Raw genomic sequence first — 24,915 nt, 5'->3', positions numbered from 1 at the left:
TCCGCCTCCGCCGGTCTGTTGGTAGCGTTCCTGCCGTCACCCGAAGCGTACGGTGCGGCGGATCTTGCTCGGCGCAAGGTTCCGCGCCGTCGCCTTGCGGTTGCCAGAGGAATGAGATCATGCCTTTGAACGGCTTGCAGGACATCCAGTCTGCTTGCGCGCTGACGCCGATGCGATTCTTGCGCAGCGTGCGGCCGTTTCGGCACACGGGTGGTTAGCATGGGCAAGCCCGACAGGTTCCGCACGGCCCGCTCGCTGCAAGGTGCGGCGCTCGCTGCCATCGCGCTCGCCGTCGCCGGCTGCCGGAGCGAGGAGGCCGCCCCGACACCGCCGGTCCGGACCGTGCGCACGATCACGGTCGAGGCGCCACGCGAGATCCGTGACATCAGTTTCACCGGGCATATCGAGGCGCAGGACCAAGCCGCCCTGTCCTTCCGGATCGGCGGGCGACTGGCCGAGCGGAGCGTCGGCGTCGGCGCGACCGTGCGCGAGGGCGAGATCGTCGCCCGGCTCGATCCGGAGAACGAGCTCAACGAACTGCGCTCGGCCCGCGCCGCCCTCACCGCGGCCCAGGGCCTGCTGCGCAAGGCCGAGAACCAGTTCGAACGCCAGAGCCATCTGCTCGAGCGCAACGTCACCACCCGCGCCGATTTCGAGGCGGCGGAGCAGGGCCGCACCGCCGCCCGGGCCCAGGTCGACGCGGCCCAGGCACGCGTCCGCTCGGCACAGGACATCGTCGGCTTCACCAGCCTGAAGGCCGATGCGCCGGGTGTGGTCACCCGCATCGGCGCGGAGCCCGGCGAGGTCGTCGCTCCCGCCCGCATGATCGTCCAGCTCGCCCGGCGCGAGGGACGCGATGCCGTCTTCGAGGTGCCGGCGGATGTCGTGCGCGCGCTGCCGCCCGATGCGCGCGTCCATATCGCGCTCGCCGGCGATCCGGCCGTGACCGCCACCGGCCGCGTCCGCGAGGTCGCGCCCCAGGCCGATCCGGTGACGCGGACCTTCAGGGTCAGGGTCGGCCTTGCCGAACCGCCGCAATCCTTCCGGCTGGGCACGGCGGTTTCGGGCGCGATCCGCAGCGCCGAGACCTCGGCCATCGCCATTCCGGCCACGGCGCTGGCGCGGCAAGGGCAGGATTCGGGCGTCTGGGTGGTCGACCCCACCAAGTTCACCGTGTCGCTGCGCAAGCTTGAAGTGATCAGCGCCGACCCTGCCACGGCACTGATCGGCAAGGGCCTCGCACTCGGGGACATCGTCGTCACCGCCGGGGTGAGCCAGTTGAAGGAAGGCCAGCAGGTGCGGCTGGCCGGGACGGAATCGCGATGAGCTTCAACCTCTCGGAATGGGCGCTCAAGAACCGCTCGGTCGTGATCTACCTCATGATCGTCTCGGTGCTGGCCGGCATCTTCGCCTTCATCCGCCTCGGCCGTAACGAGGACCCGTCCTTCGTCATCAAGTCCATGGTCGTCTCGGCAGCCTGGCCCGGCGCGACGATGGAAGACATGCTGAGCCAGGTGACCGAGCGCCTGGAACGGCAGATCGAGGAGACCCCCGGGCTCGACAACGTCCGCAGCTACACCACGCCGGGCGTCACCACGATTTTCGTCAACCTGAAGCAGTCCGTGCCCGGTCACGAGGTGCAGGACACCTGGTACCGTGTGCGCAATCTCGTCGCCGACATGCGCCATACCCTGCCGGCCGGCACGCTCGGCCCGGTCTTCAACGACCGTTTCGGCGACACTTTCGGCATCATCTACGGCTTCACGGCCGACGGCTTCACCGGTCGTGAATTGCGAGACCATGTCGAGGCGGCGCGCTCGCGGCTGCTCTTGGTGCCAGACGTCTCCAAGATCGAGATCATCGGCGCGCAGGACGAGCGCATCTTCGTCGAGTTCTCGGTGCGCGAGCTCGCCAATCTCGGCGTCGACCGCGGCGCGCTCCTGGCCGCGCTGCAGGCCCAGAACATCGTGCGTCCCTCGGGCATGATCCAGACGCCGGAGGAGCGCATTTCGCTGCGCGTCTCGGGGGCCTTCCAGTCCGAGGCCGACCTGCTCCAGGTCAATTTCCCGGTCGGCGACCGCATGGTCCGCCTCGCCGACATCGCGACCGTACGCCGCGGCCATGCCGACCCGCCGCAGCCGATGTTCCGCGTCAACGGCCAGGAGGCGATCGGCCTGGGCATCGCCATGCGCGAGGGCGGCGACATCCTGGCGCTGGGCGCCAACATCAAGACGGCGATGGCGAAGATCACCGCCGACCTGCCGCACGGCATCGAGCCGCATCTGGTCGCAGATCAGGCCGTCACGGTCGACGAGGCCATCCACGACTTCATGACGTCGCTCTGGCAGTCGATCGCGATCATCCTCGTCGTCAGCTTCATCAGCCTCGGCGTCAGGCCGGGCCTCGTCGTCGCGCTCTCGATTCCGCTGACGCTCGCCGTCGTCTTCGCCTGCATGCTGATCATCGGCATCGACATGCAGCGCATCTCGCTGGGCGCGCTGATCATCGCGCTGGCACTCCTCGTCGACGACGCCATGACGACGACCGACGCGATGGTGACACGGCTCGCGGCCGGCGAGGACAAAGCGAAGGCGGCGACCTTCGCCTTCGAGCGCTACGCCACCGCCATGGCGGCGGGCACGCTCGTCACGATCGCCGGCTTCGTGCCGATCGGCTTCGCCGCGAGCTCGGCCGGCGAGTACACCTTCTCGCTCTTCGCGGTGGTGACGATCGCACTCATCGTCTCATTCTTCATCGCGGTCGTCTTCGCCCCGGTGCTCGGCCTCGCCATGCTGAAGGCACCGAAGGCCGCGGCCTCGGGGCCCGGCCGCGTCGAACGCGGCTTCCGCAGCCTGCTCACAGGAGCGATCCGCCTGCGCTGGCTCACCATCGCCGTCACCATCGGGCTCTTCGTCGCCTCGATCCTGGCGCTGGCTCTGGTACCGCGCCAGTTTTTCCCCGCTTCGGACCGGCCCGAGCTTCTGGTCGATCTCACCGCGCCGCAGAACGCCTCGATCTATGCCAGCGAGACCATCGCGCACCGGCTCGACGCCGCGCTCAAGGGCGATCCCGATGTGGAGCGCTGGAGCACCTATGTCGGGCGTGGCGCGATCCGCTTCTACCTGCCGCTCAACGCCCAGCTGCCGAACGAATTCTTCAGCCAGGCCGTCGTCGTCGCCAAGGACATCGCCGCACGCGAACGCCTGCATAAGAAGCTGGAGGCGCTGCTCGCCAAGGACTTCCCGAACGTCGTCTCGCGCGTCTATCCGCTCGAGCTCGGCCCCCCCGTCGGCTGGCCGGTGCAGTACCGTGTCAGCGGCCCGGACCTCGCCGAAGTTCGCAATATCGCGATGAAGGTCGGGCAGGTCATCGCCGCCGATCCGAAGACCGAGATGGTCAACTTCAACTGGATCGAGCCCATGCGCGAGCTGCGCCTGCGGGTCGACCAGGACGAGGCCCGTCGGCTCGGCCTGAGCTCGCAGGCCCTGGCGAGCATCGTCAACGCGGTCGTCTCCGGCACGGTGGTGACCCAGATCCGCGACGGCATCTATCTCGTCGACGTGGTCGTGCGGGCCCAGGACGCCGACCGCCTCTCGCTCGACACGCTGCGTACCATGCAGGTCGCGCTGCCGAGCGGGCGGCAGGTACCGCTCTCGCAGTTCGCGACCTTCAGCTACGGGCTCGATTCGCCGCTGATCTGGCGGCGCGATCGCATCCCGACCCTGACGGTCGCCGCCGACGTCAAGCCGGGCGTCCTGCCCGAAACCGTCGTCAGCGGGCTCGCCTCCGGCATCGAGGAGCTGCGCAAGACCCTGCCCGCCGGCTACGGCATCGCGCTCGGCGGCACGGTCGAGGAAAGCGCGATCTCGCAGGCTTCGGTCATCGCGGTCGTGCCGGTGATGCTGCTGATCATGTTCACGGTGCTGATGCTGCAGCTCCGCAGCTTCCGCCTGCTGGCGATCGTGCTCAGCATCGCGCCTCTCGGCATGATCGGCGTGGTCAGCGCCCTGCTGCTCTCGCGCATGCCGCTCGGCTTCGTCGCCCTGCTCGGCATCCTCGCGCTGATCGGCATCATCACCAAGAACGCAGTCATCCTGATCGGCCAGATCGAGAGCGAGCGCGAGAGCGGCAAGAGCATCACTGATGCGGCGCTCGATGCAGCCTCGACCCGCTTCCGGCCGATCATGCTGACCGCCGTCTCCACGGTGCTGGGCATGATCCCGATCGCGCCGACGGTGTTCTGGGGACCGATGGCCTTCGCCATCATGGGCGGGCTGCTGGTCGCGACCGTGCTGACCCTGATCCTGCTGCCGGTCCTCTATGTCACCGTCTTCGCCCGTGGCTCCGCCGCGCCCAAGGCGGCCGAGCCCGGTGCCAAGGCTGTCGCGGGAGCTGCTGCGCCATGACTCATCCTTCGGCATTTCGCCTTCGTCCCGCGGCCGCAGCGCTCCTGCTGCTCGCACTGGCCGCCTGCCAGAACGAGCCGGCCGCGCCGGCGGAAGGGCGCTTCGTCCGCGTCGTCACCGTCGAGGCCGGCAAGCTCGCCAACGAAATCCAGCTCAGCGGCGAGATCCAGGCCGAGAAGAATGTCGGCCTCGCCTTCCGCATCGGCGGCCGCGTCACCGAACGGCCGGTCAATATCGGCGATCGCGTCGCCGCCGGGCAGCTCGTCGCCCGCCTCGACCCGACGCTGGAGCGCAACGCCTTGACTGCGGCCAAGGCGGCGCTGGAGGCGGCCAGGGGCGAGGTCAGCACCGCGCGCAGCACTTTCGAGCGCCAGGAACGGCTGATGGCCCAGGGCTTCACCACCCGGCCGCGCTTCGACCAGGCGCTCAAGGCGCAGGAGGCGGCCCAGGCCCAGCTCGAAAATGCCGAGGCCCAGCTCGAACTGGCGCAGGACCGGCTCGGTTTCACCGAGCTGCGGGCCTCCGTCGCCGGCACGGTGACCGCCCGCAATGTCGAGCCCGGCGAGGTCGTTCAGCCCGGCCAGGTCATCGCCCAGCTCGCCCGCGATGACGGCCGCGACGCCGTCTTCAACATTCCCGCCAGCCTGCTCGAGAAGAAGTCGGGCGAGACCATGGTCCGCGTCGCTCTCGCCGATGCTCCCGGTGTCACCGCGCTCGGCCGCGTCCGCGAGATCGCGCCGCAGGCCGACCCCGTCACGCGCACCTTCGCCATCCGGGTCGGGCTGAGCGATCCACCGGAGGCGATGCGGCTCGGATCGACCGTCGTCGGCACCGTCGAGACCGCGACTGCCGCGATCATCGCCGTTCCGGCGAGCGCCTTGACCCAGCAGGGCTCCTCGCCGGCGGTCTGGGTCGTCGATCCCGCAAAATCGACCGTCTCCCTGCGCAACATCGACGTGATGCGCTTCGATCCGAACCAGGTCATCGTCTCGCAGGGCCTCACCCCCGGCGAGATCGTGGTCAGCGGCGGGATCCAGGCGCTGCTGCCGGGACAGCGCATCCGCCAGTTGCCGACGGCTCCTGACCGTACCGCCGCGGTTGGAAGCCAGGAGGGCCGCCCGACCCTGCCCCCCTCATAAGCGGAGCGTCCTTCGCTCCGCGGCTCGTGGAGAGCTGTATTCCGCCCGCCATCCGGCAGAATTCTCCTCAACCAAGCGATGCGACGATGCCTTCCTGGAGACATTCTCTGGAGATCATGCCGGTGGTCGGCGATGCCGAAAGGCTCCGGACCGAGCTGCTCGTCATCGGCCTGTTCAGCACCGGACCGGTGAGCGGCTCCGCCGCTCGCCTCGATGCCAGCACCGCAGGCCGGCTCTCCCAGATCATGGCGCATGGCGAGCTCGCCGAGATGCCCGGCGCCACCGTGCTGCTGCATCATCTGCCAGGCTCGCCCGCGCCCCGGACGCTGCTGGTCAGCCTCGGCCAGCGTGAGGCCTTTTCCGACAGCGCCTATTGGCGGGCTCTGGCCGCGACGGCGAAAGTCATCGCCGAGGGCGCCATTTCGGAAGCCGTTGTGACGCTGGCCGAGAATGAAGTGCCCGGACGCTCGCTGAGCTGGCGCGTCCGGCAGGCCGGCCAGCACCTCGCCTCTGGCAGCTACAATTTCTTCCCTCCGGCCTCGGCTCAGGCTCGAAAGACGCGGAGCCGGCCGATGCGCAGCATCATGCTGCTCCTCCCGCAGACCCTGACCCTGGAACTCGTCCTGGCCCTGCGGCAAGGCATCGCCGTCGCCGAAGGCGTCACCCTGGCAAAGGAGCTCGGCAACCTGCCGAGCGATGTCTGCACCCCGGACTTCCTGGCCAGGACCGCCCGCGACATGGGCGAAGAATTCGGCTTCGCGGTCGAGGTGCTGGAGCGCCAGGCCCTCGAAGCCCTCGGAATGGGAGCCTTCCTCCAGGCCGGCACGGGCGCCGCCAATCCCTGCAAGCTCATCGTGATGCAGCCCCAGGGCCGCAAGGCCTCACGCAAGCCGATCGTGCTCGTCGGCAAGGGCATGAGCGCTGGTCCCACCCACCTCTCCCCGCCGCCGGGCGCCGAGGCCCCGGATAGGCGGTTCAGCATGAGCGGTGCCGGCAGCGTGCTCGGCGCGCTGCGCACGGTCGCCCGGCTTGGTCTGCCGCTCGACGTCGTCGGCCTGATCGCCGCGGCCGAGAACATGCCCGGCGGCCATGGCGGCAGACCCGGCGACGTGGTGACTTCGATGTCCGGCCAGACCATCGAGATGGGGTCCGATGACACCGAAGGCCGGCTGCTGCTCTGTGACGTGCTGACCTATGCCGAGCGCTTCAAGCCGGCCTGCGTGATCGACGTCGCCACCCTGACCGAGGCCTGCGTCGCGGCGCTGGGTTCGCATGCGAGCGGCCTGTTCGCCAATGACGAGACCCTGGCCGCCGAACTGCTGCACTGCGGAGGCATGTCCGGCGATCGCGCCTGGCAGCTTCCGCTCTGGGACGATTATTTCGGCCAGCCCGGCGGCAGTCTGCCCGACGCCGGCAGTCTCGGCGGACGCGCGGCGGGCGCGATCACCGCAGCCTGTTTCCTCTCCCGCTTCGCCAGGGCCTATCCCTGGGCGCATCTCGACATTGCGGGCACCGCCTCGACCGCGGGCGCCGCCAAGGCTTCCACCGGTCGCCCCGTCCCGCTGCTGGCCGAATTTCTCATTGGCCGCGCCGCCGGAGTGGCGGCGCAGGGTCGACCCCCCCGTGCAAACATGGAGCTGCACTGATGAGCGATCTCGTCTTCATCGCCTTCCCCTCCGAGCAGAAGGCCGAGGAGGTCCGCCAGAAGGTCCTTTCCCTCCAGCGCGAATATCTGATCGAGCTCGGCGACGCCGTCGTCGTCACCAAGGACGAAAAGGGCCAGGTCAAGCTCAACCAGATGCTCAACCTCACCACCGCGGGCGCCGCTTCGGGCGCGCTCTGGGGCACGCTGATCGGCTTCATTTTCCTGGCGCCCCTGCTCGGCACCGCGATCGGCGCCGCCTCGGGCGCGCTCGGCGGCAGGCTCAGCGATGTCGGCATCAACGACCAGTTCATGAAGGATGCCGCCGGCGCGCTGCAGCCGAACTCGGCCGGGCTCTTCCTCCTGATCCGCAAGATGACCACCGACAAGGTCCTCGCCGATCTCAAGGGCGTCGGCGGCACGCTGATGCGCACCTCCTTCGACGAGACCAAGGAAGCGGCGCTGCGCGAGGCGCTGTCCGCGCATGCCGCGACCGAGACGGCCGCGCCCGCCACCCCATGACGCTGGAATGGGGCGCCGGAGCGGGAGGCGAACTGGCCCAATGGGCCAATCCGACCGCGCGCCTCGACGACTTCCGGCCACTCCTCCCGGCGGAGGAGGAAGTCGTCGCCAAGCTGCTTTCCGGCAATTTCGACCGGCTGGGCGACGGCTCGCGCCCGCCCGAGCCCGATCCGGCGCGGGTCGTCCGCGCCGGTTTCCTGCGCTTCCTCATGCTGGGCGGCGAGGAAGGCTGCCGGCCGCATGAGAAGGGCGTCCGGATCAGCGGCGCCTGGATCAGCGGCATTCTCGATCTCGAGGCCTGCCGCGTCTTCCGCGACATCGGCCTGAACGACTGTCATTTCGAGGAAACGCCGGTCCTGAGGGCGGCGATCATCAACCGGCTGTTCCTCGACGGCTCGCAGCTGCCCGGCCTGCAGGCCGAGCGTCTGGAAGCGCGCGGCGGCATCTATCTGCGTGGCGCCGAGATCGGCGGCGAGGTCAATCTCGTCCAGGCGCGCCTCGGCGGCAATCTCGAATGCGATGGCGCGACCCTGCGCGTCTCCGACGGCTATGCCCTGCTCGCGCCGAGCCTCGAAGTCCGCAATGTCCTTGCCCGCGGCACGACGATGCGCGGCGGGATCAATCTCTCCGGCGCGGTCCTGACGGCCGATCTCGACTGCGCCGGCGCCGCGATCACCCGTGATGAAGGGACGGCGATCGAGGCCAGCGAGGCCGAAATTCGCGGCAGCGTCGTGCTCCGCAGCGCTCGGCTCGAAGGCGAAGCACGCCTCAGCGCCGCACAGATCGGCGGCGATGTCGACGCATCCGGTGCGGTCCTCGGCGTGCCCGGCGGCATTGCGCTCGAATTGGCACGCAGCGTGATCAAGGGCGCCTTCTTCCTGCGCCGGGGCGCCAAGGTGAACGGCACGCTGGCCCTGACCGGCGCCACCATCGGCACCATCCATGATGAAGCCGCATGCTGGCCGGGGCCCGGCGACCTGCTGCTGAACCGCTGCCGCTACGGCGCCTTCATCGATGGACCGGTCGATGCCGCAAGCCGGCTCGACTGGCTGGCGCGCCAGAAGCCCGAGCGCTGGGGCGAGGATTTCTGGCCGCAGCCCTATGAGCAACTGGCCTCGGTCTTCCGCGAAATGGGCCATGGCGAGGACGCTCGCGCCGTGCTCATCGTCAAGGAGCGCCTGCAGCGCCAGGCAAGACGCAAGCGCGCCAAAAACCGGGTCCTGCGCGCACTCCTGACCGCGACCGACGGCATTCTCGGCATGACCCTGGCCTATGGCCGCCAGCCGCTGCTCGCCTTCGTCTGGCTCCTGCTGTTCTGGGTCCTCGGCGTCGGCATCTTCGCCTATGCCGAACGACAGGGCGCCGTGATGCCGAACAGCGCCGTGGTGCTGCGCGCCCCCGAATGGACGCTCTGCGGCATCGAGACCAGCGAGCAGCGCACGCTCCTCGCCAGCAACCAGTCGCAGGGGCTGGCCGCCCCCGGCCAGACCCAGCTCGCCTGTTTCCGCGAACGCTGGGAGGCCTCGAGCTATCCGGCCTTCAGCCCGTGGATGTATTCGCTCGACACGCTGCTGCCCGTGCTCGACATGGGCCAGAGAACCTTCTGGCGGCCGAACCCCTCCAAGCCGGGCGGGCGCGTCGCGATCACCTATTTCTACTTCCAGTCGCTGGTCGGCTGGGCGTTGAGCCTGCTCGCCGTCGCCGGGTTCTCCGGCCTGGTGAAGTCGGCATGACGTCCCCGGCACGCCTCGCAATCAGGATGGCTACGACGTGACCAGCACCCCTTCACCGCTACGCGCCGGCAAGAACGGCAAGCCCGCGGAGCGCCCCTCGCTGCGCATCGACCTCGCTCTCCAGGGTGGCGGAGCACATGGCGCCTTCACCTGGGGCGTGCTCTGCCGCATTCTCGAGGAGGAATGGCTCGAGATCGAGGCGATCTCGGGCACCTCGGCCGGCGCCATGAATGCGGCGGTGCTGGCTTCCGGCTTCGCCAGAGGAGGCCGGGCCGGCGCGCGCGAGGCGCTCGACCTGTTCTGGCGCAAGGTCTCGGAGGCGGCGCGCTTCAGCCCCTTCCAGCGCAGCCCGCTCGACATCCTGCTCGGCCGCTGGACGCTCGACAATTCGCCGCTCTTCGTCGCCATGGACATGATGTCGAGGGTGGTTTCACCCTACAGCCTCAATCCGGCCGGCACCAATCCGCTGACCGACATCCTCGCCGAGGTCATCGATTTCGACGGCCTCGCGAAAAGCCCGATCAAGCTCTTCATCACCGCCACCAATGTCCGCACCGGCCGGGGGCGGGTCTTCCGCAATGCCGAGATCACGCCCGACGTATTGCTCGCCTCGGCCTGCCTGCCGACCCTGTTCCAGGCCGTCGAGATCGATGGCGAGAGCTATTGGGACGGCGGCTATTCCGGCAATCCGACCATGACTCCGCTGATCAGGGAGAGCGACGCGCTCGACACCATCCTGGTCCAGATCAACCCGGTCGAGCGTCCCGGCACGCCGCGCACGGCCCGCGACATCCTGAACCGGCTCAACGAGGTCTCGTTCAACGCCGTGCTGCTGAAAGAGCTGCGGATGATGGCGCTGCTGCGCCAGAGCGCCCAGACCGCGACCGGCGAGAGCGCACGCTGGGCCCGGATGCGCCTGCACCGCATCACCAGTTCTGCCATGGCGGAGCTCGGCTACTCCTCCAAGCTGAACGCCGAATGGGAGTTCCTGACCATGCTCCACAATGAAGGCCGGCGTTCCGCCGAAGCCTTCTATCGCGAGCATCGCGATGCTATCGGCAAGAGTTCGACGCTCGATCTCGACGAGCTGACCGACGGCGTCTGAGACGACACGCCTCGCCAACGGAACCGCCCTCCCGCCTCAACGCCCAGCCTGACCAGGACAAGAGATGACGACCGGCAAGATCTTTCACGGTTCGCAGATCCTGATCGCCACGATACTGGCGGTCGCCGCGCTCTCGATCGCGAGCTCGGTCTTCGCCCCGGTCGCCTTCGCGCTCTTCATCATCGCACTGGTCTGGCCGCTGCAGAAGCGCCTGCAATCCGTGCTGCCGCGAATGCTGGCGCTTGTGATCAGCATCGCCGTCATGGTCGTCGTCTTCTTCGCCTTCGGCTGGCTGATCGCCTGGGCCTTCGGCCGCGTCGGCCGCTGGATCGTCAACGACGCCGCGCGTTTCCAGATGTTCTACGACCAGGGCGTGGTCTGGCTCGAAGGCCATGGCATCGCGGTCGCCGGCGTGTGGTCGGAGAACTTCAACGTCTCCTGGATGCTGCGCACCGCCCAGACGATCACCGGGCGCCTCAACACCACAATGAGCTTCTGGATTGTCGTGATGGTCTATGTGATCCTCGGCCTGCTCGAGGTCGACGATTTCGGACGCAAGCTGAGCGGCATGCGCAACCGCGAAACCAGCCAGGTCCTGCTCGGCGGCGCCATGGCGACCGCCCGCAAGATCCGCCGCTACATGCTGGTTCGGACCTGGATGAGCCTGATCACCGGCGTCCTGGTCTGGGCCTTCGCCAAGCTCATCGGTCTGCAGCTCGCCGAGGAATGGGGCTTCATCGCCTTCCTGCTGAACTACATCCCCTTCCTCGGCCCGCTCGTCGCCACGGTCTTCCCGACCCTGTTCGCGATGACGCAGTTCGGCTCCTGGCAGGCGATGATCGGCGTCTTCGCCTGCCTCAACCTGATCCAGTTCACCGTCGGCAGCTATATCGAGCCGCGCGTCGCCGGCAGCGCGCTCTCGATCTCGCCGGCGATGGTGCTGTTCTCGGTGTTCTTCTGGAGCTATCTCTGGGGCGTCTTCGGCGCCTTCATCGGCGTGCCGATCACCATCGCCTTCCTGACCTTCTGCGCCCAGCATCCCTCGAGCCTCTGGCTCGCCGAGCTGTTCGGATCGCCGGAGAAGGACGCGGTGCCGGAAGAAGCTGCCGCCGCCCTCAGGAACTGAGAGCGGCCGGCGGCCGGGGCGCGATCTCGATCCGCTCCGGCGCGAGCAAGGCGAGCCCGCCATCGGCGGCGGCCGCCAGAGTGTGGATGTAGAAGCCCGTCGGCATGCCGTCCGTCGCCTCCATCACCGGGGACGGGGCCGAGACGATCTTCAGCGGCCCGCAGCGCCCGATCCAGTCGACATGGCGATGCCCGTGCATAGCCACCAGCCGATGCGCCATCGGCTTGAGTTGGCGCACGAAGCGGCTGCCATTGATCAGCGCAGTGCCGATCCGCTCCGAGAAGGCCTTGGCGGGCTGCGGGTATTCGACCGGGTGATGGTGCAGGCCGATGATCCAGCGCGCCTTCGGGAAGCGCCGCAGCACGGCGAGCATCGCCTGCAGATCCTCCTCCGCCACCAGGCCGAGCGCATTGGTGAAGGAGAAATGCGTCTCGGCATTGGAGTTGAGCAGGATGACGCCGAGCCCGTCCTCCTCGGCGGGCGGCAGCACCATCGGGAAGACATCGGCCCAGACCGTGGAAAGCCCGGCCGATAGCCGCAGCGTGCCGGCATCGGCGAAGACGCCGATCGCCTCGCGATGCGGCTCCAGGGCCGCCGCCAGGGTGCCCGCCAGCCCCGCCCGCTCGCGATCGAGCACCTGGACGCGCTCGCCCTGGATCGCCGCCATGGCCGAGAGCGTCCGCATCTGGCGCAGACGCTTGCCCGGGCTCGTCGGCAGTTCGAGCCGGGCCGGATTGGCCCGATCGACGATGTTGAGATCATGGTTGCCGGGCAGGATCAGGCAGCGCTCCGCCAGCGCCGGATGGCGCGCCATCAGATCGAGGAATTCCGCCCATTCGGCCGAGCGCCCGGCATCCGTCATGTCACCGGTGATCAGCAGGAGGTCGAGCGGCTCCGCGGCATGGATCTCGTCCAGCCTGTCGAGCACCTGACCCAGGCGCTCATTGCCGCGCGGCCCGGCGCGGCCGCTCTCGATCCGGAAGCCGTAGCGCTCGCCGACGATATGGATGTCGGACAGGTGCACCACCCGCCAGTGCCGCGCCTGCTCGGGAGCCTCGTCGAAGCCGCCGAGATCGCGCGGCTGGTCCATCAGCCCGTCGGCCAGGCCCCAGGCGAGCGAGGCGAGCGCGAGATAGGCCGCCATGACCGCGACCGTATTGGCGAGCGCCGGCACGAGCAGACGCAGGGGATGGACGAGATCGGCGAACTCGCCGGACCAGCGCGTCGCCGGCCAGACCAGGCCCACCACGGTGGCGGCGCCGGCACTGGCGAGCAGGCCAGCGCCGATAGCGGTCGCGGCGCGCAGGGCGGCCCGCTTGTCCTCGCTCGCGCCGACCGTCAGGAAACGTTCGGCGAGATGGCGCAGCCCTTCGCGGCACAATGCGTAGACCGGCTGCACGGCGAGCGAGTTCAGCGACCAGAAGCTGCGTTCGACCAGACGCAAGAGCGGCCTGAAGCCATACCAGCCGGCCACCGCGATCAGCGCCAGCAGCAGCAGCGAGCCGATGCCGGCGAGCGCGAAGAGCCGATCGGCGACCGAGGCAAACCACGCGGTCGCGACCAGCGGCGCCAGCCCCAGCAGCACCCCGGGTACCAGTGCCAGGATGACCCAGGCCAGCGCCAGCTTCGGCAGATTGATCTCGCCGAGCAGGCTGCCCGCGATCGCCAGCAGCGACCGCTTCTTGGTGCTGCTGAAATCATCCTCGGCGTCGCCGGCGCGCGGCTCGATCAGCGGTGCCATGCTCATACGCTCCGCCCACGATCGGTTGTTGCCGATGTGCCTCGCTGTCTGGTCCGCATCGTCCGCTCCCCCGGCCTACCCGTCGTTCCGATCGGCCCTTGCCAAGGGATAGCCGCCCGCGCACGGCCTTGCACCTCCCGGCAGCCAGTCCGGGCGGCAGAAGGCGAGAATGGGACGCCGGGCACAGGATTGAGACAGGGGGCTGATGCCGATGGCATGACCGAACGGTACTTTGACCGCGGATCATCAGGCCGATTCCGGCCCGTGAACCACGGATTGACGCAGCGTCGACATGCCTTCGGTCGGACGCCGTCGCCCCCGACATGGCAACGCGCCGGCATGAAGGCTCGCGAGAAACGGCATCGATGCCCGAGAACTCCACCCCGAGGCATGTGTTCTTGACCCGCGGGGCCGGCTTTCTCGCGCTGTGGCTGGTCCTGATGGGACCCGCCATGAAGGACCTGCCGGTCGGGGTCGTCGCAGCCGCGGCGGCGGTCTGGACGAGCACGGTTCTCTGGCCGGCGCGTGGCAGTCTATCCTTTCCCGGCGTGCTGCGCTTCCTCGTTCGCTTCCTGCCCCAATCGGTTGCGGCCGGCATCGATGTCGCGCGCCGCGCCTTCGCGCCCGTGCCCCCGCTGCAGCCGGGCTTCGTCACCTACCGGACCGCCCTGCCCGCCGGCATGGCGCGCCAGGCCTGCTGCGCGGTGATGAGCCTGCAACCCGGCAAGCTGCCGGTCGCGGCCGAGGCCGACGGCACGCTCCACATCCACTGCCTCGACCTGCGCGAGCCTGTGGCCGAACAGCTCGCCGCCGACGAAGCCGCCTTCTGCGAGACCTTGCAGGACGGAGGCCGCAATGGCTGAATTCCTCACCGGGGCGGCGCTTTTCATCCTGGCCGTCACGGCGCTCGGCCTGTTCAGGGTGCTGCGCTCGGAGCTCGCGGTCGAACGCATGATGGCGGTGCAATTGCTCGGAACCGGCGCCGCCGCTGCTTTGCTCCTGCTCGGCGCCGCCTCGAATACCTCGGCGATGACCGATGTCGCGCTGCTGCTGATGCTGCTTGCCGCCTTCTCCTGCGCCGCCTTCACCCTCGGCCAATCGGATGAGGCCGCCGACGCTGCCGCGCCGAAGGGCGACGAGCCATGAGCACGCTCGCCGATCTCCTTACCCTCGTCATGGTTGCCGGCGGCGCGCTGCTCTTCCTCGCCGGAACGCTCGGCCTGCTACGCTTTCCCGACACGCTGAGCCGGCTGCACGCGCTCAGCAAGGCCGATAATCTCGGCCTCGGCCTGATCGTGCTCGGGCTCTTGCCCCAGGTCGACAGCATCGCCGGCGGGCTGAAACTGGTCTGCGTCTGGCTGCTCGCCCAGCTTTCGGCCGCGACCGCGAGCCAGCTGATCGCCGGCGCCCTCCATCGCCGCAAGTCCGGCCGATGAACCTGCTCCTCGACCTCGCGCTCGTCGCCTGGCTCATCGTGCTGGCCATCCATGTCGCCCGCACCGGCGATGACCGCAATGCGATCATCGCCTTCATCGCCTTCGGGCTGCTGCTCGGCCTAGCCTGGACCCGTCTCGGGGCGATCGACGTCGCGCTGACCGAGGCGGCGATCGGCGGCGGCATCACCGGCCTGCTGCTGCTGCGCGCCGAAGCGCATCTGCGCCGCGGCCGGCAGGCGGGCAGTGCCCGCCGTCGGAGCAATGCTGCCACGACCATCGTCGCGGCTTTGGCCAGCGCCGCGGTCGCCCTCGGCCTTGGCGTCGCTGTGCTCGCCTTTCCCTCGCCGGCACCGACGCTGGCGCCGCCGGCGCTCGCGGCGATCGACGCGACCGGGCTCGGCAACCCGGTGACGGCGGTGCTGCTCGCCTACCGGGCACTGGACACGCTGCTCGAAAAGGTCGTCGTGCTGCTCGCCTTGCTCGGCGTCTGGGCGCTCACCCCCGATCATCTCTGGGGCGGCGCGCCAGCGCTGAAGGAAGCGAACCCGCCGCAGCCGCTGCTCTATCTCGCCCGCACCCTGCCGCCCTTCGGGGTGCTGATTGCGGTCTACATGGTCTGGGTCGGCGCCGACGCGCCGGGCGGCACCTTCCAGGCCGGCAGCATCCTCGCGGCGATGTGGCTGCTCGTCATGCTGGCCGGGCTCAGTCCGGCGCCCGAAACGCGCAGCAGATTGCTGCGGCTGCTCCTGGTCGGCGGGCCAGCGCTGTTCTTCGCCATCGGCTTCCTCGGCTTTGCCGTCGCCGGCGACTTCCTCGCCTATCCCGAGCCCCTGGCCAAGGCGCTGATCGTCGGCATCGAAGCCGCCCTGACGATCGCGATCGCCTTGGCGCTCGGCCTGCTCGTCGCCGGGCCGTCCAGCAGGGCGCCGGCACCGTGACCGCCGCCATCTTCGACAGCGCCACACTGTTCGGCCTGTGCGGCGCGGCGCTCGCCGGCATCGGCCTGTTCGTCGTGATCGCCCATCCCGGCCTGCTGCGTCGGCTGGTCGGCTTCAATATCCTCGGCGCCGGCATCTTCATGGTCTTCGGGGCTGTGGCGCGCCGCGGCGCCGCGGCCGGCCTGCCGGGCGACCCCGTCCCGCAGGCCATGGTGATCACCGGCATCGTCGTCGCCTTCTCGGCCAGCGCGCTCGCCGTGGCGCTGCTGCGGCGCCTGTTCGATCTCACCGGCCGGGAAAGCCTCGAGCAGCCGGCAGCCGGCGAAACGCCGCGAGCCGAGTCATGACGCCGCTCGCCCTCGCCCCTGTCCATGTCACGACCCCGGGCGGCTATTTGCTCGTGCTGGCGCTGACCTTGCCGGTCATCGGCGTGCTGGCGATCCTGGCGCTCGCGCCGCACCGCGCGAGGCAGGTTGCCCTCGCCAGCATGGCGGCAGGGCTTGCCGTCGCTATCGCGATCCTCGCCGAACTCCTGCGCACCGGCGATGCGCTGACCTATGTCGTCGGCGGCTGGCAGCCCCCGCTCGGCATCGCCCTGCGCGCCGACGGGCTTTCCGCCGCGCTGATCGCGATGACCGCGCTGGTGATCTCGGCAACCGGCCTGTTCGCGCGAGGCATGCAGGATCTTTCGCCCGAGACCCGCGATGGCCGGGCAGCGACGACCTTCTGGGCCCTGCTGCTCGCGACCTGGAGCGCGCTGAACGCCGTCTTCCTCGGCGAGGACCTGTTCAACCTCTATGTCGCGCTGGAGCTGCTGACCTTCGCCGCCGTGCCGCTGGTCTGCCTCGACGGCCGGGCCGAGACCATGGCGGCAGCGCTGCGCTATCTGATGTTCGCGCTGCTCGGATCGCTGCTCTATCTGCTCGGCGTCGGCCTGATCTATGGCGCCTTCGGCACGCTCGACATCAGGATCCTGTCCGGGCTGAGCGATGGCGGCCCGGCCCTGTCGGTCGCGCTGGCGCTGATGATCGCCGGGCTGCTCGCCAAGGCGGCCCTGTTCCCGCTGCATCTATGGCTGCCGCCCGCCCATGCGGGGGCCCCGGCGGCCGCGAGCGCCGTGCTCTCGGCGCTGGTGATCAAGGCGCCGGTCTTCCTGATCCTGCGGCTCGTGCTCGATATCGCGCCGCCGGAGGCGGCAGCCTTCGCCGGACAGTTCCTCGCCGTGCTCGGGGCTTCCTCCATCCTGTTCTGCAGCGTCATGGCGCTCAGGCAGGCGCGGCTGAAGCTGATGATCGCCTATTCGACGGTGGCGCAGATCGGCTATCTCTTCATCGTCTTCCCGCTCGCCTCGGGGCCGGACGGGACACCGCCCTGGGAGACCATCGCCTGGACCGGCGGCACGCTCCAGCTCGTCTCGCATGCGCTCGCCAAGGCCGCGATGTTCCTGGCGGCAGGCGTCGTCGCCGAGGCTTTCGGCCATGACCGCATCGCCGGTCTCGGCGGTTTCGGCCGCGCCCTGCCGCTCAGCGCCGCCGCCTTCGGCCTCGCCGGCCTCTCGCTGATGGGCATTCCGCCGAGCGGCGGCTTCATCGCCAAATGCCTGCTGCTGACCGCGGCCGTGATCAACGGCCATCCCTGGCTGGCCGCCACCATCCTGGCCGGCGGCCTGCTCGCCGGCGGCTATGTCTTCCGGGTGATCAACACCGCCCTCGCCAGCCCCGCCACGCCGCTCGCCGTGCAAAGGCCGATCCCGCGACGTCTCGAGATGACGGCGCTCGCCCTCGCCGTGGCGGCAGTCCTGCTCGGCTTCATCCCACTCGAGCCCTTCGGTCTCCTGCAGATCGGCCGTTCCGGCCTTGCGACGGCGGTGGCGCCATGACCGCCTCCGGCTCGCTCCTCGCCGCGACCATCCTGCTGCCGCTGGCCATGGCGGCCCTTTGCTTGTCCGGCGGTTTCCGGGCGCGGGCACCGTCCCTGCTCGTCTTCGCACCGCTCCCCGCGCTGCTCGCCGCGCTTCTGGTGCCGGATGGGACCTCGGCCCTGTTCCCGCCGCCCTTGCGCCTGTCGCTGATGCTCGACCGCCCTGGCGCCATCCTGCTCGGCGGCGCCGCCTTGCTGTGGAGCGCCGCCGGCGCCTTCGCCGCCTCCTATATGCGCAGCGATCCGGCCAGGGCCGGGTTCGCGGTCTGGTGGCTCTTGACCCTCGCCGGCAGCCTCGGCCTGTTCATCGTCCGCGACATCGCCAATTTCTACCTGCTCTTCACCCTGGCGAGCCTCGCTGCCTACGGGCTGATCGTCCATGAGCAGACCGCGCGGGCCCACCGGGCCGGAACCGTCTATGTCGTGCTGGCGCTGCTCGCCGAGGCCTTCCTGCTGCTCGCCTTCGTTATGCTCGCCGCCGGCCATCCCGACCCCAACCCGGCGATCCGGGACGTGGTCGCAACCTTGCCCGCCGCGCCGCTGCGCGATGCGATCGTCACCCTGCTGGTGCTCGGCTTCGCCCTGAAGCTCGGCCTCGTCCCGCTGCATGTCTGGCTGCCGCTCGCCCATCCGGCCGCGCCGATGCCGGCTTCGGCGGTGCTCAGCGGCGTCGTGGTCAAGGCCGGCGCGATCGGGCTGATCCGCTTCCTGCCTTTCGAGGCCGGCCTGCCTTTCTGGGGCACGCTGCTGATCGGCGCCGGCTTCGTCACCGCCTATTACGCCGCGATCGTCGGCGTCACCCAGACACGCGCCAAGACCATCCTGGCCTATTCCACGGTCAGCCAGATGGGCCTGCTCGCCGTACTGCTCGGCACCGGGCTGGAAAACGCCGACCCGGGCGCGACCAGCCTCGTCGCCTATTACGCCGTCCATCACACGCTGGTGAAAGGCGCGCTCTTCCTCGCCGTCGGCGTCCTCGCCGCGACGGGCGGGCAGCGGCTGAGGCCGATGCTCCTGCTGACCGCCGTCCTCGCGCTCAGCCTCGGCGGCATGCCGCTGACCAGCGGTGCACTGGCCAAGCTCGCGAGCAAGCCGATGCTCGGATACGGGCTCGTCAGCCACGCCATGGCGCTGGCCGGCGCCGGCAGCACGATGCTGATGCTGCATTTCACCCTGATTGTCGCCCGCGATGTCAGGGACAATCCCGCCTCCATCGCACCGGCTGGACAGCTCGTCCCCTGGCTCGCGGTCGCCGCCGCCTCGCTGATCCTGCCCTGGTCGCTCTACCCGGCGATTTCCGGAGAGCCGCTGGCGAGCCTGATCCAGCCCGACGCGCTCTGGAAGCTGATCTGGCCGATGCTGCTCGGCACCCTCGCCTTGCTGCTCGTCCGGCGTTTTGAACGCCTGCAGGGAGCCATCCCGGAAGGCGATATCGTCGTCCTCGCCGAAGCGGGGACGCCCGCCATTGCCCGTCTTGCCGCTTTCGTCGAGCGGGCCGATGCTCATCTGCGCCGCTGGCCGGTGGCCGGGCTGTTGCTGCTGGCGCTCGCCATCCTCATTGGCGGCGCCTTGATGCTCCAGGCCTGACGGACCGCGCAGAGCAAGTACAGGACCAGAGCCGATTTGACCCCGATCGAGAGCACAGCCGTCGTCACCGCGATCACGATCGCCCTGTTCGCCTGGAACAGGCTGCCGGTGATCATCGTCGCCATCGGTGCCGCGCTGGCGCTCTGGGCGACCGGTGCCGTCACGCTCGAACAGGCGATGGCCGGCTTCGGCGATCGCGCCGTGCTCTTCATCGCCAGCCTGTTCATCGTCAGCGCCGCGCTGGAGAAGACCGGCGTCACCGCCTGGGCCGGTCAGCTGCTCATCGCCAAGGCCGGCGAGAACAGGAGCACCCGCCTGCTGATCATCATCATGGCGGCGGTCGGCTGCCTCAGCGCCCTGATCAGCGGCGGCGGCGCGGTCGCGGCGCTGATGCCGGTCGTGGTGATGGCGGCGATCCGCCTGCGCCAGTCGCCCTCGCAGCTCCTGATGCCGCTCGCCTTCGCCGCCCATGCCGGTTCGAACCTGCTGCTCACCGGCGCGCCGAAGAACATCCTCGTCTCGGAAGCGCTCGAGGATGCCGGCATGAAGGGCTTCGCCTTCGCCGAGTTCGCTCTGGTCGGCCTGCCGCTGCTCGCCGGCACGATGCTGATCATCCTCCTGCTCGGAAAACACCTGCTGCCGGCGCAGAGCAGCGCCCGGCTGCCCGCGGATTTCAGCCGCCACGCCCAAACGCTGGTCGAGCATTACGGGCTCAGCGACGGCGTCTTCCGCCTGCGCGTGCGCGCGACCTCGCTCTATCTCGGCAAGGCGCCCACCGAGCTCGATCTCACCGGCGATCCGCGTCTCCAGCTGATCGCCGCCCAGGAAGGCGCCACCGGCAAGCCCTTGCGCGCACCCGCCATTTCCGTCGGCGACTATCTCCTGGTGAAGGGCGAGGCCGAAGCGATCGCCAATCTCGCCGCCGAGAAGCATCTCGCCCTGCGCGAGGAGGGGGCCGAGGACGAAACCGGGCCGAGCCTGTTCAACCGCCGCTCCGGCCTCGCCGAGGTCGTCATCCCGCCGCGCTCCGCCCTGATCGGCCGGCCGATGTTACCGGGCATGATCACCGATAGCGGCGACCTCGTGGTGCTGGCGGTGCAGCGCGGCGGTGTCGATCTCGAAACGGGAGACGTGCTGCAGGCCGGCGACACCATCCTGCTGGAAGGCAGCTGGAAGGCGCTCGACCTGCATCTCGAAGATCCCGACGTGCTCGTCGTCAACTCGCCCGACCTCGTCCGACGCCAGGCCGTACCGATGGGCGCCGGCGCCGGCGTCGCCGTCACGGTGCTGGCCGGCCTCGTCGTCATGCTCGCCACCGGCATCGTGCCGCCCGCCGTGGCGGGGCTGGTCAGCGCCGGCCTGCTGATCCTCGCTGGCACGATCACGGTCGAGCAGTCCTATCGTGCCATCAACTGGACGACCGTGATCCTGGTCGGGGCGATGATGCCGCTCTCGACCGCCATGGTGCAGTCTGGCGCGGCACAACTCGTCGCCGACCATCTCGTCGCGCTGACCGGCGGCGCCGGCCCGGCCGTTTTCCTCGCCGGGCTCTTCGTGCTGACCGCCAGCCTCGGCCAGATCATGAGCAATACCGCGACGACAATGCTGGTCATCCCGATCGCCATGGCGGCGGCATCCGGCATGGGCGTCTCGCCGCGCCCGATCCTGATGAGCCTGTGCGTCGCCGGCGCGGCCTCCTTCCTGACGCCGATCGCGACCTCGACCAACATGATGGTGATGGGCCCAGGCGGCTACAGCTTCAACAGCTACTGGAAGCTCGGCACGCCGCTGATGATCTGGTTCTTCGTCATCGCAGTCTTCTACGTCCCGCTGGTCTGGCGCTTCTGAAGGCTGCAGCAGGTTCCAATCAGCTGGCACCGTCCTCCCGGCTGGAGCGAAGCGGAACACCGGAATCCATCGTGGGGATCGATGATCTACGATGGTTTCCGGAGCCGGGCGCGCTTCGCGGCTTGTCCGGAACGACGAGCAAACCCGAGCGAAACTGGCTCTAGTTTTTCGCCGGCTCCGCCGTGGCCGCGGAAGAGCCCGCCCGCAGCTTTTCGTCGACCCTGTCGATCAGATAGGGGAAGAACGGATTGGACGACATCCGCAGCAGCGAATCCAGGTTGACGATCAGCGTGCCGCGCTCGCCGCGCGCCGCGACCGAGCCGAGCTTGATGCCGAAATCCTCCGTCGGATCGGGCTTCAGCCCATAGAGCGAGTCGGTGACCGGGAACGGCAGCGCGACATGGGACAGCGAGAACACGTCGAAGGGATAGGACAGGCCGAGATCGCGCACGGTCTCGGTCGAGGCGCCGGCTTCCGTCACGCGCTCGACGACATCACTGGAATCCTCGTTGGCATTGGTGATCACCGTGAGCCGGAAGTTCCGCGGCGAGGCCGGCAGGATTCGGGTCAGCAGCGTGTCCGAAGTGGTACTCAAGAGCGGCCCGAACTTGGCCGAGCGGTTGAGGTCGAACAGCACGAGCTCGCTGCCATTGGCCGGGAGATGCGCATAGAGCGAGGTGATGATCGCCCGCGTGCTCACGGTGAAGTCCATGACCGACTGGAAGGTCAGCGTCGGCGCGAGCTCCGTCAACCGCCCTTCGCGCGCCAGCCGGACGATCTTCTGCTGCAATGCCTGGGTCAGGAGATGCGACTGCCGTGCCCCGTTGACCGGGAACGAGTTGTATTTGAACGGGTTGAACTCCGGCAGCACGCCGAGCCAGGCCGCCTTGGCGAAGGCCGGCAGGATCGCCGGCAGGCCCGCCAGCCCGGCGAAGCGCGCAAAGGCGGTGATCCCGACCATCGGCGAGATCAGCACGAGCCGCTCCGGCCGCGCCAGCTCCTTGTTCTCGAGCGCTTCCAGCGCATACATCAGGGCGAGCGCCCCGCCATTGGAGAAGCCGACCAGATGCAGCGGCGCGGCCGCATCGACGCGCTTACGCGCCTCCCTGACGGCAAGGCGCGTCGCCGCCAGCCAGTCCTGCCATTCGACCTCGGTCAGCCCCGCCGGAACCGTGCCGTGCCCGGGCAACCGGATGGCAATGGCGACGAAGCCGCGCTCGCGATATTGCCGCGCGACATGGCGCAGGCTGTAGGGCGAATCCGTCAGCCCGTGCAGGAAGACGGCGACGCCGACCGGCTTGCCTTCCGGCTCCATCACATAGGAGCGGTTCCAGTCCTGCTTGAAATGGGCCGGGTGGATCGCGCTGCCGTCGAAATAGCGGTTGACCGGGACCCGCTCCTCCGGGTCGAGCTTCTGCGTGACCTCGGCCCGCACGCTGGCGAAGGCCTTGTCCTCGGCCTTGAGATAGTCGGCCCAGCCGGCGCGGTCGAGTTCCTTGATCGAGAGTTCCTCCGGCACGAAGGTGTGCCAGGGCTCCAGCGGCGCGCCCCTCTGGGTGTCGTAAATGCGCAGGCCCAACAGGGACAGCGCGACGATCACGAGAACGGCGCCCCCGCGCTTCAACGTCTTGCCGATGAAACTACGCATGCCCTGAACCTTCGAGACCTTGCCGCTGCCGACCGAGCGCTAGAGCATCGGGTCTGCCCGAAAAGTGGAATCCACTTTTCGGGCAGACCCGATGACTGAACAAAGGGATGGATCGCCAGCTCGCGTCCGGCAGAACGCTCGGCGATCTGAGCTCAGGCCGCCGCCCGCCTGGTGGCGAGCGCGATCGCGATATAGGCCCAGCCGGCAAAGAGAAGCGAGACGCCGACCAGCGTACCGGGCGTGTAGATGCCGCCGGCAGGGAGCCGCATCGCCAGGGCGACGCCGACGATGATGGTGACGATGCTCGACAGGAACATCCAGACGACGCCGCTCTGCGCCCGCATCCTGACCGCGAGGCCGAGCTGGGCGATGCCCTCCGCCATCAGCACCAGCGCAATCACCAGAGTGATGGCGATCGCCCCCTTCATCGGGTTGAAATAGACCAGAAGCCCACCGAGGAGTTCGACCAGCCCGATCAGCAGTTGCCAGAGGAAACCGCCCCATTCCTTGATGGAGAAGGCATGGAACAGCTTCAGCGCCCCGACGATGGCGAGCAGCAGGCCGAGGAACAGGGTCACCGCCATGGTCGACAGCGCCGGGCTCGCGATCGCGGCGATCCCGGCGACGATGAGGACGATGCCCAGCGCGATCAGCTTGCCCGAAACCAGTCGGGCGAGGCTGTGGCTGGAATTGTTGCTTGAATGCTGCGCCATGATTTGCACCATCTATCCTGCCGGGCCGGTACCACCGCGCCGCGGATCCAACGATACCGGTAGCAGCGACCGACCACGCATGCGACCCATCGCTGATTATGCCTGCCCTGTCCAAAAGGCGGATCAGCAGGGAATCCCAAAGCTAGTCACAAAGTCCCGATTTGCGGGTGGGCCATCACGGCCATGGGCTCTCGGTTGGCATATCCGCTGGCGCGACGAAGATCGGCCTGCCGCTGCGCTTCGAGACGTCGCGCCAGCTGCGCGACCCCGGCGCATCGGCCCGTTCGGCCGCCTTTGCACGCAAGCGCGAGCACGCGGCGCCTTGGTGCGTATCGCCGGCCTCGGCGCGGACACGCCACTTCGATCGCGTATCGGCCGTCAGCAGATGCGCTCCCGCGCAATGTTGGCAAAAGGATCACCATATGGTCATCATCCCGGATTGGCGGCCGAAGCGCCTCCATGGGAACGACCCGATCAAGAGGTTCGCCCAGCCAGTGCCATATCAGGGGAGTGAGGAATGACCACGGTTGCGCTCTTCGGCGCCGGCGGGAAGATGGGGATGCGCCTCGGCCGCAACCTCGCCGGCTCACGCTTCCAGACCCGCCATGTCGAGGTCAGCCCCGCCGGGCAGCAGCGCGTGAAGGACGCCCTTGGCGTCGACTGCGTGCCGGCCGAGGAGGCGATCACCGGCGCCGAGGTGGTGATCCTGGCGGTTCCGGACACCCATGTCGGCGCAGTCGCCAAGGATCTGCTGCCGAAGCTCGCCGCGGGCAGCATCGTCGTGATTCTCGACGCCGCCGCGCCGCATGCCGGACATCTGCCCGAACGGGCCGACATCACCTATTTCATCACCCATCCCTGCCATCCGCCGATCTTCAACGACGAGACCGACCCCGCGGCCAAGGCCGATCATTTCGGCGGCATCGCCGCCAAGCAGCACATCGTCAACGCGCTGATGCAGGGGCCGGAGGAGCATTATGCCCTCGGCGAGGAGGTGGCCCGTACGATCTGGGCGCCGGTGATGCGCTCGCACCGGGTCACGGTCGAGCAGATCGCGATCCTCGAGCCCGGCCTGTCGGAAACGGTCTGCGCCACGCTGCTCGACGCCATGCGCGAGGCGATGGAGGAGGCGATCGCGCGCGGCGTGCCGCGCGAGGCGGCCCGCGACTTCCTGCTCGGCCACATGAACATCCTCGCCGCCGTGACCTTCGGCGAGGTTCAGGGCGTGTTCTCCGACGCCTGCAACAAGGCGATCGTCTTCGGCAAGGACACCATCCTGAAGCCGGACTGGAAGCGCCTGTTCGAACCGGAGGAGATCCGCGCAAGCGTGCGCCGGATCACCTGAACGTCACGCACCGATCGCAGCTGCCATAGCTGGCTGCAGCGCGGCGGAACGGGCCGGGCTCGGTCG

At 69.0% G+C, this 24,915-nt stretch carries 20 protein-coding genes; 17 read left to right on the top strand and 3 right to left on the bottom strand.

The genetic code is table 11. From position 1 onward, the window contains the following. The first annotated feature begins 219 nt into the window (after window positions 1–219). The 8 genes from AC3RCC_RS04095 (at window position 220) to AC3RCC_RS04060 (ending at window position 11,673) form a co-directional block, all read left to right on the top strand. Window positions 220–1,326, top strand: coding sequence for an efflux RND transporter periplasmic adaptor subunit (locus AC3RCC_RS04095; RefSeq protein WP_492257682.1), 1,107 nt, complete (start codon window positions 220–222; stop codon window positions 1,324–1,326). Next, entirely contained in the window at window positions 1,323–4,406 is a 3,084-nt protein-coding gene (locus AC3RCC_RS04090; RefSeq protein ID WP_492257681.1) for an efflux RND transporter permease subunit, read from the top strand. The genes AC3RCC_RS04095 and AC3RCC_RS04090 overlap by 4 nt, the downstream gene beginning before the upstream one ends. Then, window positions 4,403–5,545: an efflux RND transporter periplasmic adaptor subunit gene (locus AC3RCC_RS04085; RefSeq protein WP_492257680.1), complete on the top strand. Its 1,143-nt coding sequence runs from the start codon at window positions 4,403–4,405 to the stop codon at window positions 5,543–5,545. Before AC3RCC_RS04090 ends, AC3RCC_RS04085 begins: the two co-directional genes overlap by 4 nt. 86 nt (window positions 5,546–5,631) lie before the next feature. Further along, on the top strand, window positions 5,632–7,191 hold the full coding sequence (locus AC3RCC_RS04080; protein ID WP_291638056.1) for a leucyl aminopeptidase: 1,560 nt from the start codon (window positions 5,632–5,634) through the stop codon (window positions 7,189–7,191). Continuing rightward, on the top strand, window positions 7,191–7,709 hold the full coding sequence (locus tag AC3RCC_RS04075; protein ID WP_492257679.1) for a DUF1269 domain-containing protein: 519 nt from the start codon (window positions 7,191–7,193) through the stop codon (window positions 7,707–7,709). Before AC3RCC_RS04080 ends, AC3RCC_RS04075 begins: the two co-directional genes overlap by 1 nt. After that, window positions 7,706–9,442, top strand: a complete 1,737-nt coding sequence (locus AC3RCC_RS04070; RefSeq protein ID WP_492257678.1) for a hypothetical protein — start codon at window positions 7,706–7,708, stop codon at window positions 9,440–9,442. Before AC3RCC_RS04075 ends, AC3RCC_RS04070 begins: the two co-directional genes overlap by 4 nt. A gap of 37 nt (window positions 9,443–9,479) precedes the next feature. Next, window positions 9,480–10,547 carry a patatin-like phospholipase family protein gene (locus tag AC3RCC_RS04065; protein WP_492257677.1) on the top strand — a complete coding sequence of 356 codons (1,068 nt, stop codon included), beginning with the start codon at window positions 9,480–9,482 and terminating at the stop codon, window positions 10,545–10,547. A gap of 64 nt (window positions 10,548–10,611) precedes the next feature. Then, the gene (locus tag AC3RCC_RS04060) at window positions 10,612–11,673 is read left to right on the top strand and encodes an AI-2E family transporter (RefSeq protein ID WP_492257676.1); all 1,062 of its coding nucleotides are present in this window, start codon (window positions 10,612–10,614) and stop codon (window positions 11,671–11,673) included. Here AC3RCC_RS04060 and AC3RCC_RS04055 read toward each other — a convergent pair. Next, the gene (locus AC3RCC_RS04055) at window positions 11,663–13,414 is read right to left on the bottom strand and encodes a metallophosphoesterase family protein (RefSeq protein WP_492257675.1); all 1,752 of its coding nucleotides are present in this window, start codon (window positions 13,412–13,414) and stop codon (window positions 11,663–11,665) included. The genes AC3RCC_RS04060 and AC3RCC_RS04055 overlap by 11 nt on opposite strands. 398 nt (window positions 13,415–13,812) lie before the next feature. On the opposite strand from AC3RCC_RS04055, the gene AC3RCC_RS04050 reads away from it, so the two are divergent. From AC3RCC_RS04050 to AC3RCC_RS04015, 8 genes are read left to right on the top strand one after another with little or no spacing between them, the layout of a single operon-like run. Beyond that, a complete protein-coding gene (locus AC3RCC_RS04050; RefSeq protein WP_492257674.1) occupies window positions 13,813–14,277 on the top strand; it encodes a Na+/H+ antiporter subunit E in 465 nt (154 codons plus the stop codon). Then, window positions 14,270–14,560 carry a monovalent cation/H+ antiporter complex subunit F gene (locus AC3RCC_RS04045; protein WP_492257673.1) on the top strand — a complete coding sequence of 97 codons (291 nt, stop codon included), beginning with the start codon at window positions 14,270–14,272 and terminating at the stop codon, window positions 14,558–14,560. The genes AC3RCC_RS04050 and AC3RCC_RS04045 overlap by 8 nt, the downstream gene beginning before the upstream one ends. Further along, the gene (locus AC3RCC_RS04040) at window positions 14,557–14,850 is read left to right on the top strand and encodes a monovalent cation/H(+) antiporter subunit G (protein WP_492257672.1); all 294 of its coding nucleotides are present in this window, start codon (window positions 14,557–14,559) and stop codon (window positions 14,848–14,850) included. Before AC3RCC_RS04045 ends, AC3RCC_RS04040 begins: the two co-directional genes overlap by 4 nt. Then, window positions 14,847–15,788, top strand: coding sequence for a hydrogenase subunit MbhD domain-containing protein (locus tag AC3RCC_RS04035; protein ID WP_492257671.1), 942 nt, complete (start codon window positions 14,847–14,849; stop codon window positions 15,786–15,788). Before AC3RCC_RS04040 ends, AC3RCC_RS04035 begins: the two co-directional genes overlap by 4 nt. Then, entirely contained in the window at window positions 15,785–16,135 is a 351-nt protein-coding gene (locus tag AC3RCC_RS04030) for an NADH-quinone oxidoreductase subunit K (RefSeq protein WP_492257670.1), read from the top strand. The genes AC3RCC_RS04035 and AC3RCC_RS04030 overlap by 4 nt, the downstream gene beginning before the upstream one ends. Beyond that, window positions 16,132–17,667 (top strand): complex I subunit 5 family protein, encoded by a 1,536-nt coding sequence (locus tag AC3RCC_RS04025; RefSeq protein ID WP_492257669.1) that lies wholly within the window; start codon window positions 16,132–16,134, stop codon window positions 17,665–17,667. The genes AC3RCC_RS04030 and AC3RCC_RS04025 overlap by 4 nt, the downstream gene beginning before the upstream one ends. Beyond that, the gene (locus tag AC3RCC_RS04020; RefSeq protein WP_492257668.1) at window positions 17,664–19,295 is read left to right on the top strand and encodes a complex I subunit 5 family protein; all 1,632 of its coding nucleotides are present in this window, start codon (window positions 17,664–17,666) and stop codon (window positions 19,293–19,295) included. Before AC3RCC_RS04025 ends, AC3RCC_RS04020 begins: the two co-directional genes overlap by 4 nt. Window positions 19,296–19,331: 36 nt before the next feature. Beyond that, window positions 19,332–21,143, top strand: coding sequence for an SLC13 family permease (locus tag AC3RCC_RS04015; RefSeq protein ID WP_492257667.1), 1,812 nt, complete (start codon window positions 19,332–19,334; stop codon window positions 21,141–21,143). A 160-nt stretch (window positions 21,144–21,303) separates the two neighbouring features. Here the strand turns inward: AC3RCC_RS04015 and AC3RCC_RS04010 are convergent, their stop codons facing one another. Beyond that, the gene (locus AC3RCC_RS04010; protein WP_492257666.1) at window positions 21,304–22,791 is read right to left on the bottom strand and encodes an alpha/beta hydrolase; all 1,488 of its coding nucleotides are present in this window, start codon (window positions 22,789–22,791) and stop codon (window positions 21,304–21,306) included. Window positions 22,792–22,943: 152 nt separating this feature from the next. Next, window positions 22,944–23,504 carry an HdeD family acid-resistance protein gene (locus AC3RCC_RS04005; RefSeq protein ID WP_291638041.1) on the bottom strand — a complete coding sequence of 187 codons (561 nt, stop codon included), beginning with the start codon at window positions 23,502–23,504 and terminating at the stop codon, window positions 22,944–22,946. A gap of 517 nt (window positions 23,505–24,021) precedes the next feature. On the opposite strand from AC3RCC_RS04005, the gene AC3RCC_RS04000 reads away from it, so the two are divergent. After that, window positions 24,022–24,849 carry a phosphogluconate dehydrogenase C-terminal domain-containing protein gene (locus AC3RCC_RS04000; protein WP_492257665.1) on the top strand — a complete coding sequence of 276 codons (828 nt, stop codon included), beginning with the start codon at window positions 24,022–24,024 and terminating at the stop codon, window positions 24,847–24,849. Window positions 24,850–24,915: the final 66 nt, after the last annotated feature.

It is taken from the genome of Allobosea sp. GW823-FHT01F03, assembly GCF_058798075.1.
This window is presented reverse-complemented; position numbering and strand designations above follow the sequence as displayed.

Bases quoted from the DNA above. Each gene is read 5' to 3' on its own strand.
- AC3RCC_RS04075 (WP_492257679.1), top strand. From the start codon at position 7,191: ATGAGCGATCTCGTCTTCATCGCCTTCCCCTCCGAGCAGAAGGCCGAG.
- AC3RCC_RS04045 (WP_492257673.1), top strand. From the start codon at position 14,270: ATGGCTGAATTCCTCACCGGGGCGGCGCTTTTCATCCTGGCCGTCACG.
- AC3RCC_RS04000 (WP_492257665.1), top strand. From the start codon at position 24,022: ATGACCACGGTTGCGCTCTTCGGCGCCGGCGGGAAGATGGGGATGCGC.
- AC3RCC_RS04005 (WP_291638041.1), bottom strand. From the start codon at position 23,504: ATGGCGCAGCATTCAAGCAACAATTCCAGCCACAGCCTCGCCCGACTG.
- AC3RCC_RS04035 (WP_492257671.1), top strand. From the start codon at position 14,847: ATGAACCTGCTCCTCGACCTCGCGCTCGTCGCCTGGCTCATCGTGCTG.
- AC3RCC_RS04040 (WP_492257672.1), top strand. From the start codon at position 14,557: ATGAGCACGCTCGCCGATCTCCTTACCCTCGTCATGGTTGCCGGCGGC.
- AC3RCC_RS04020 (WP_492257668.1), top strand. From the start codon at position 17,664: ATGACCGCCTCCGGCTCGCTCCTCGCCGCGACCATCCTGCTGCCGCTG.
- AC3RCC_RS04025 (WP_492257669.1), top strand. From the start codon at position 16,132: ATGACGCCGCTCGCCCTCGCCCCTGTCCATGTCACGACCCCGGGCGGC.
- AC3RCC_RS04080 (WP_291638056.1), top strand. From the start codon at position 5,632: ATGCCTTCCTGGAGACATTCTCTGGAGATCATGCCGGTGGTCGGCGAT.
- AC3RCC_RS04070 (WP_492257678.1), top strand. From the start codon at position 7,706: ATGACGCTGGAATGGGGCGCCGGAGCGGGAGGCGAACTGGCCCAATGG.
- AC3RCC_RS04090 (WP_492257681.1), top strand. From the start codon at position 1,323: ATGAGCTTCAACCTCTCGGAATGGGCGCTCAAGAACCGCTCGGTCGTG.
- AC3RCC_RS04095 (WP_492257682.1), top strand. From the start codon at position 220: ATGGGCAAGCCCGACAGGTTCCGCACGGCCCGCTCGCTGCAAGGTGCG.
- AC3RCC_RS04060 (WP_492257676.1), top strand. From the start codon at position 10,612: ATGACGACCGGCAAGATCTTTCACGGTTCGCAGATCCTGATCGCCACG.
- AC3RCC_RS04085 (WP_492257680.1), top strand. From the start codon at position 4,403: ATGACTCATCCTTCGGCATTTCGCCTTCGTCCCGCGGCCGCAGCGCTC.
- AC3RCC_RS04055 (WP_492257675.1), bottom strand. From the start codon at position 13,414: ATGGCACCGCTGATCGAGCCGCGCGCCGGCGACGCCGAGGATGATTTC.
- AC3RCC_RS04010 (WP_492257666.1), bottom strand. From the start codon at position 22,791: ATGCGTAGTTTCATCGGCAAGACGTTGAAGCGCGGGGGCGCCGTTCTC.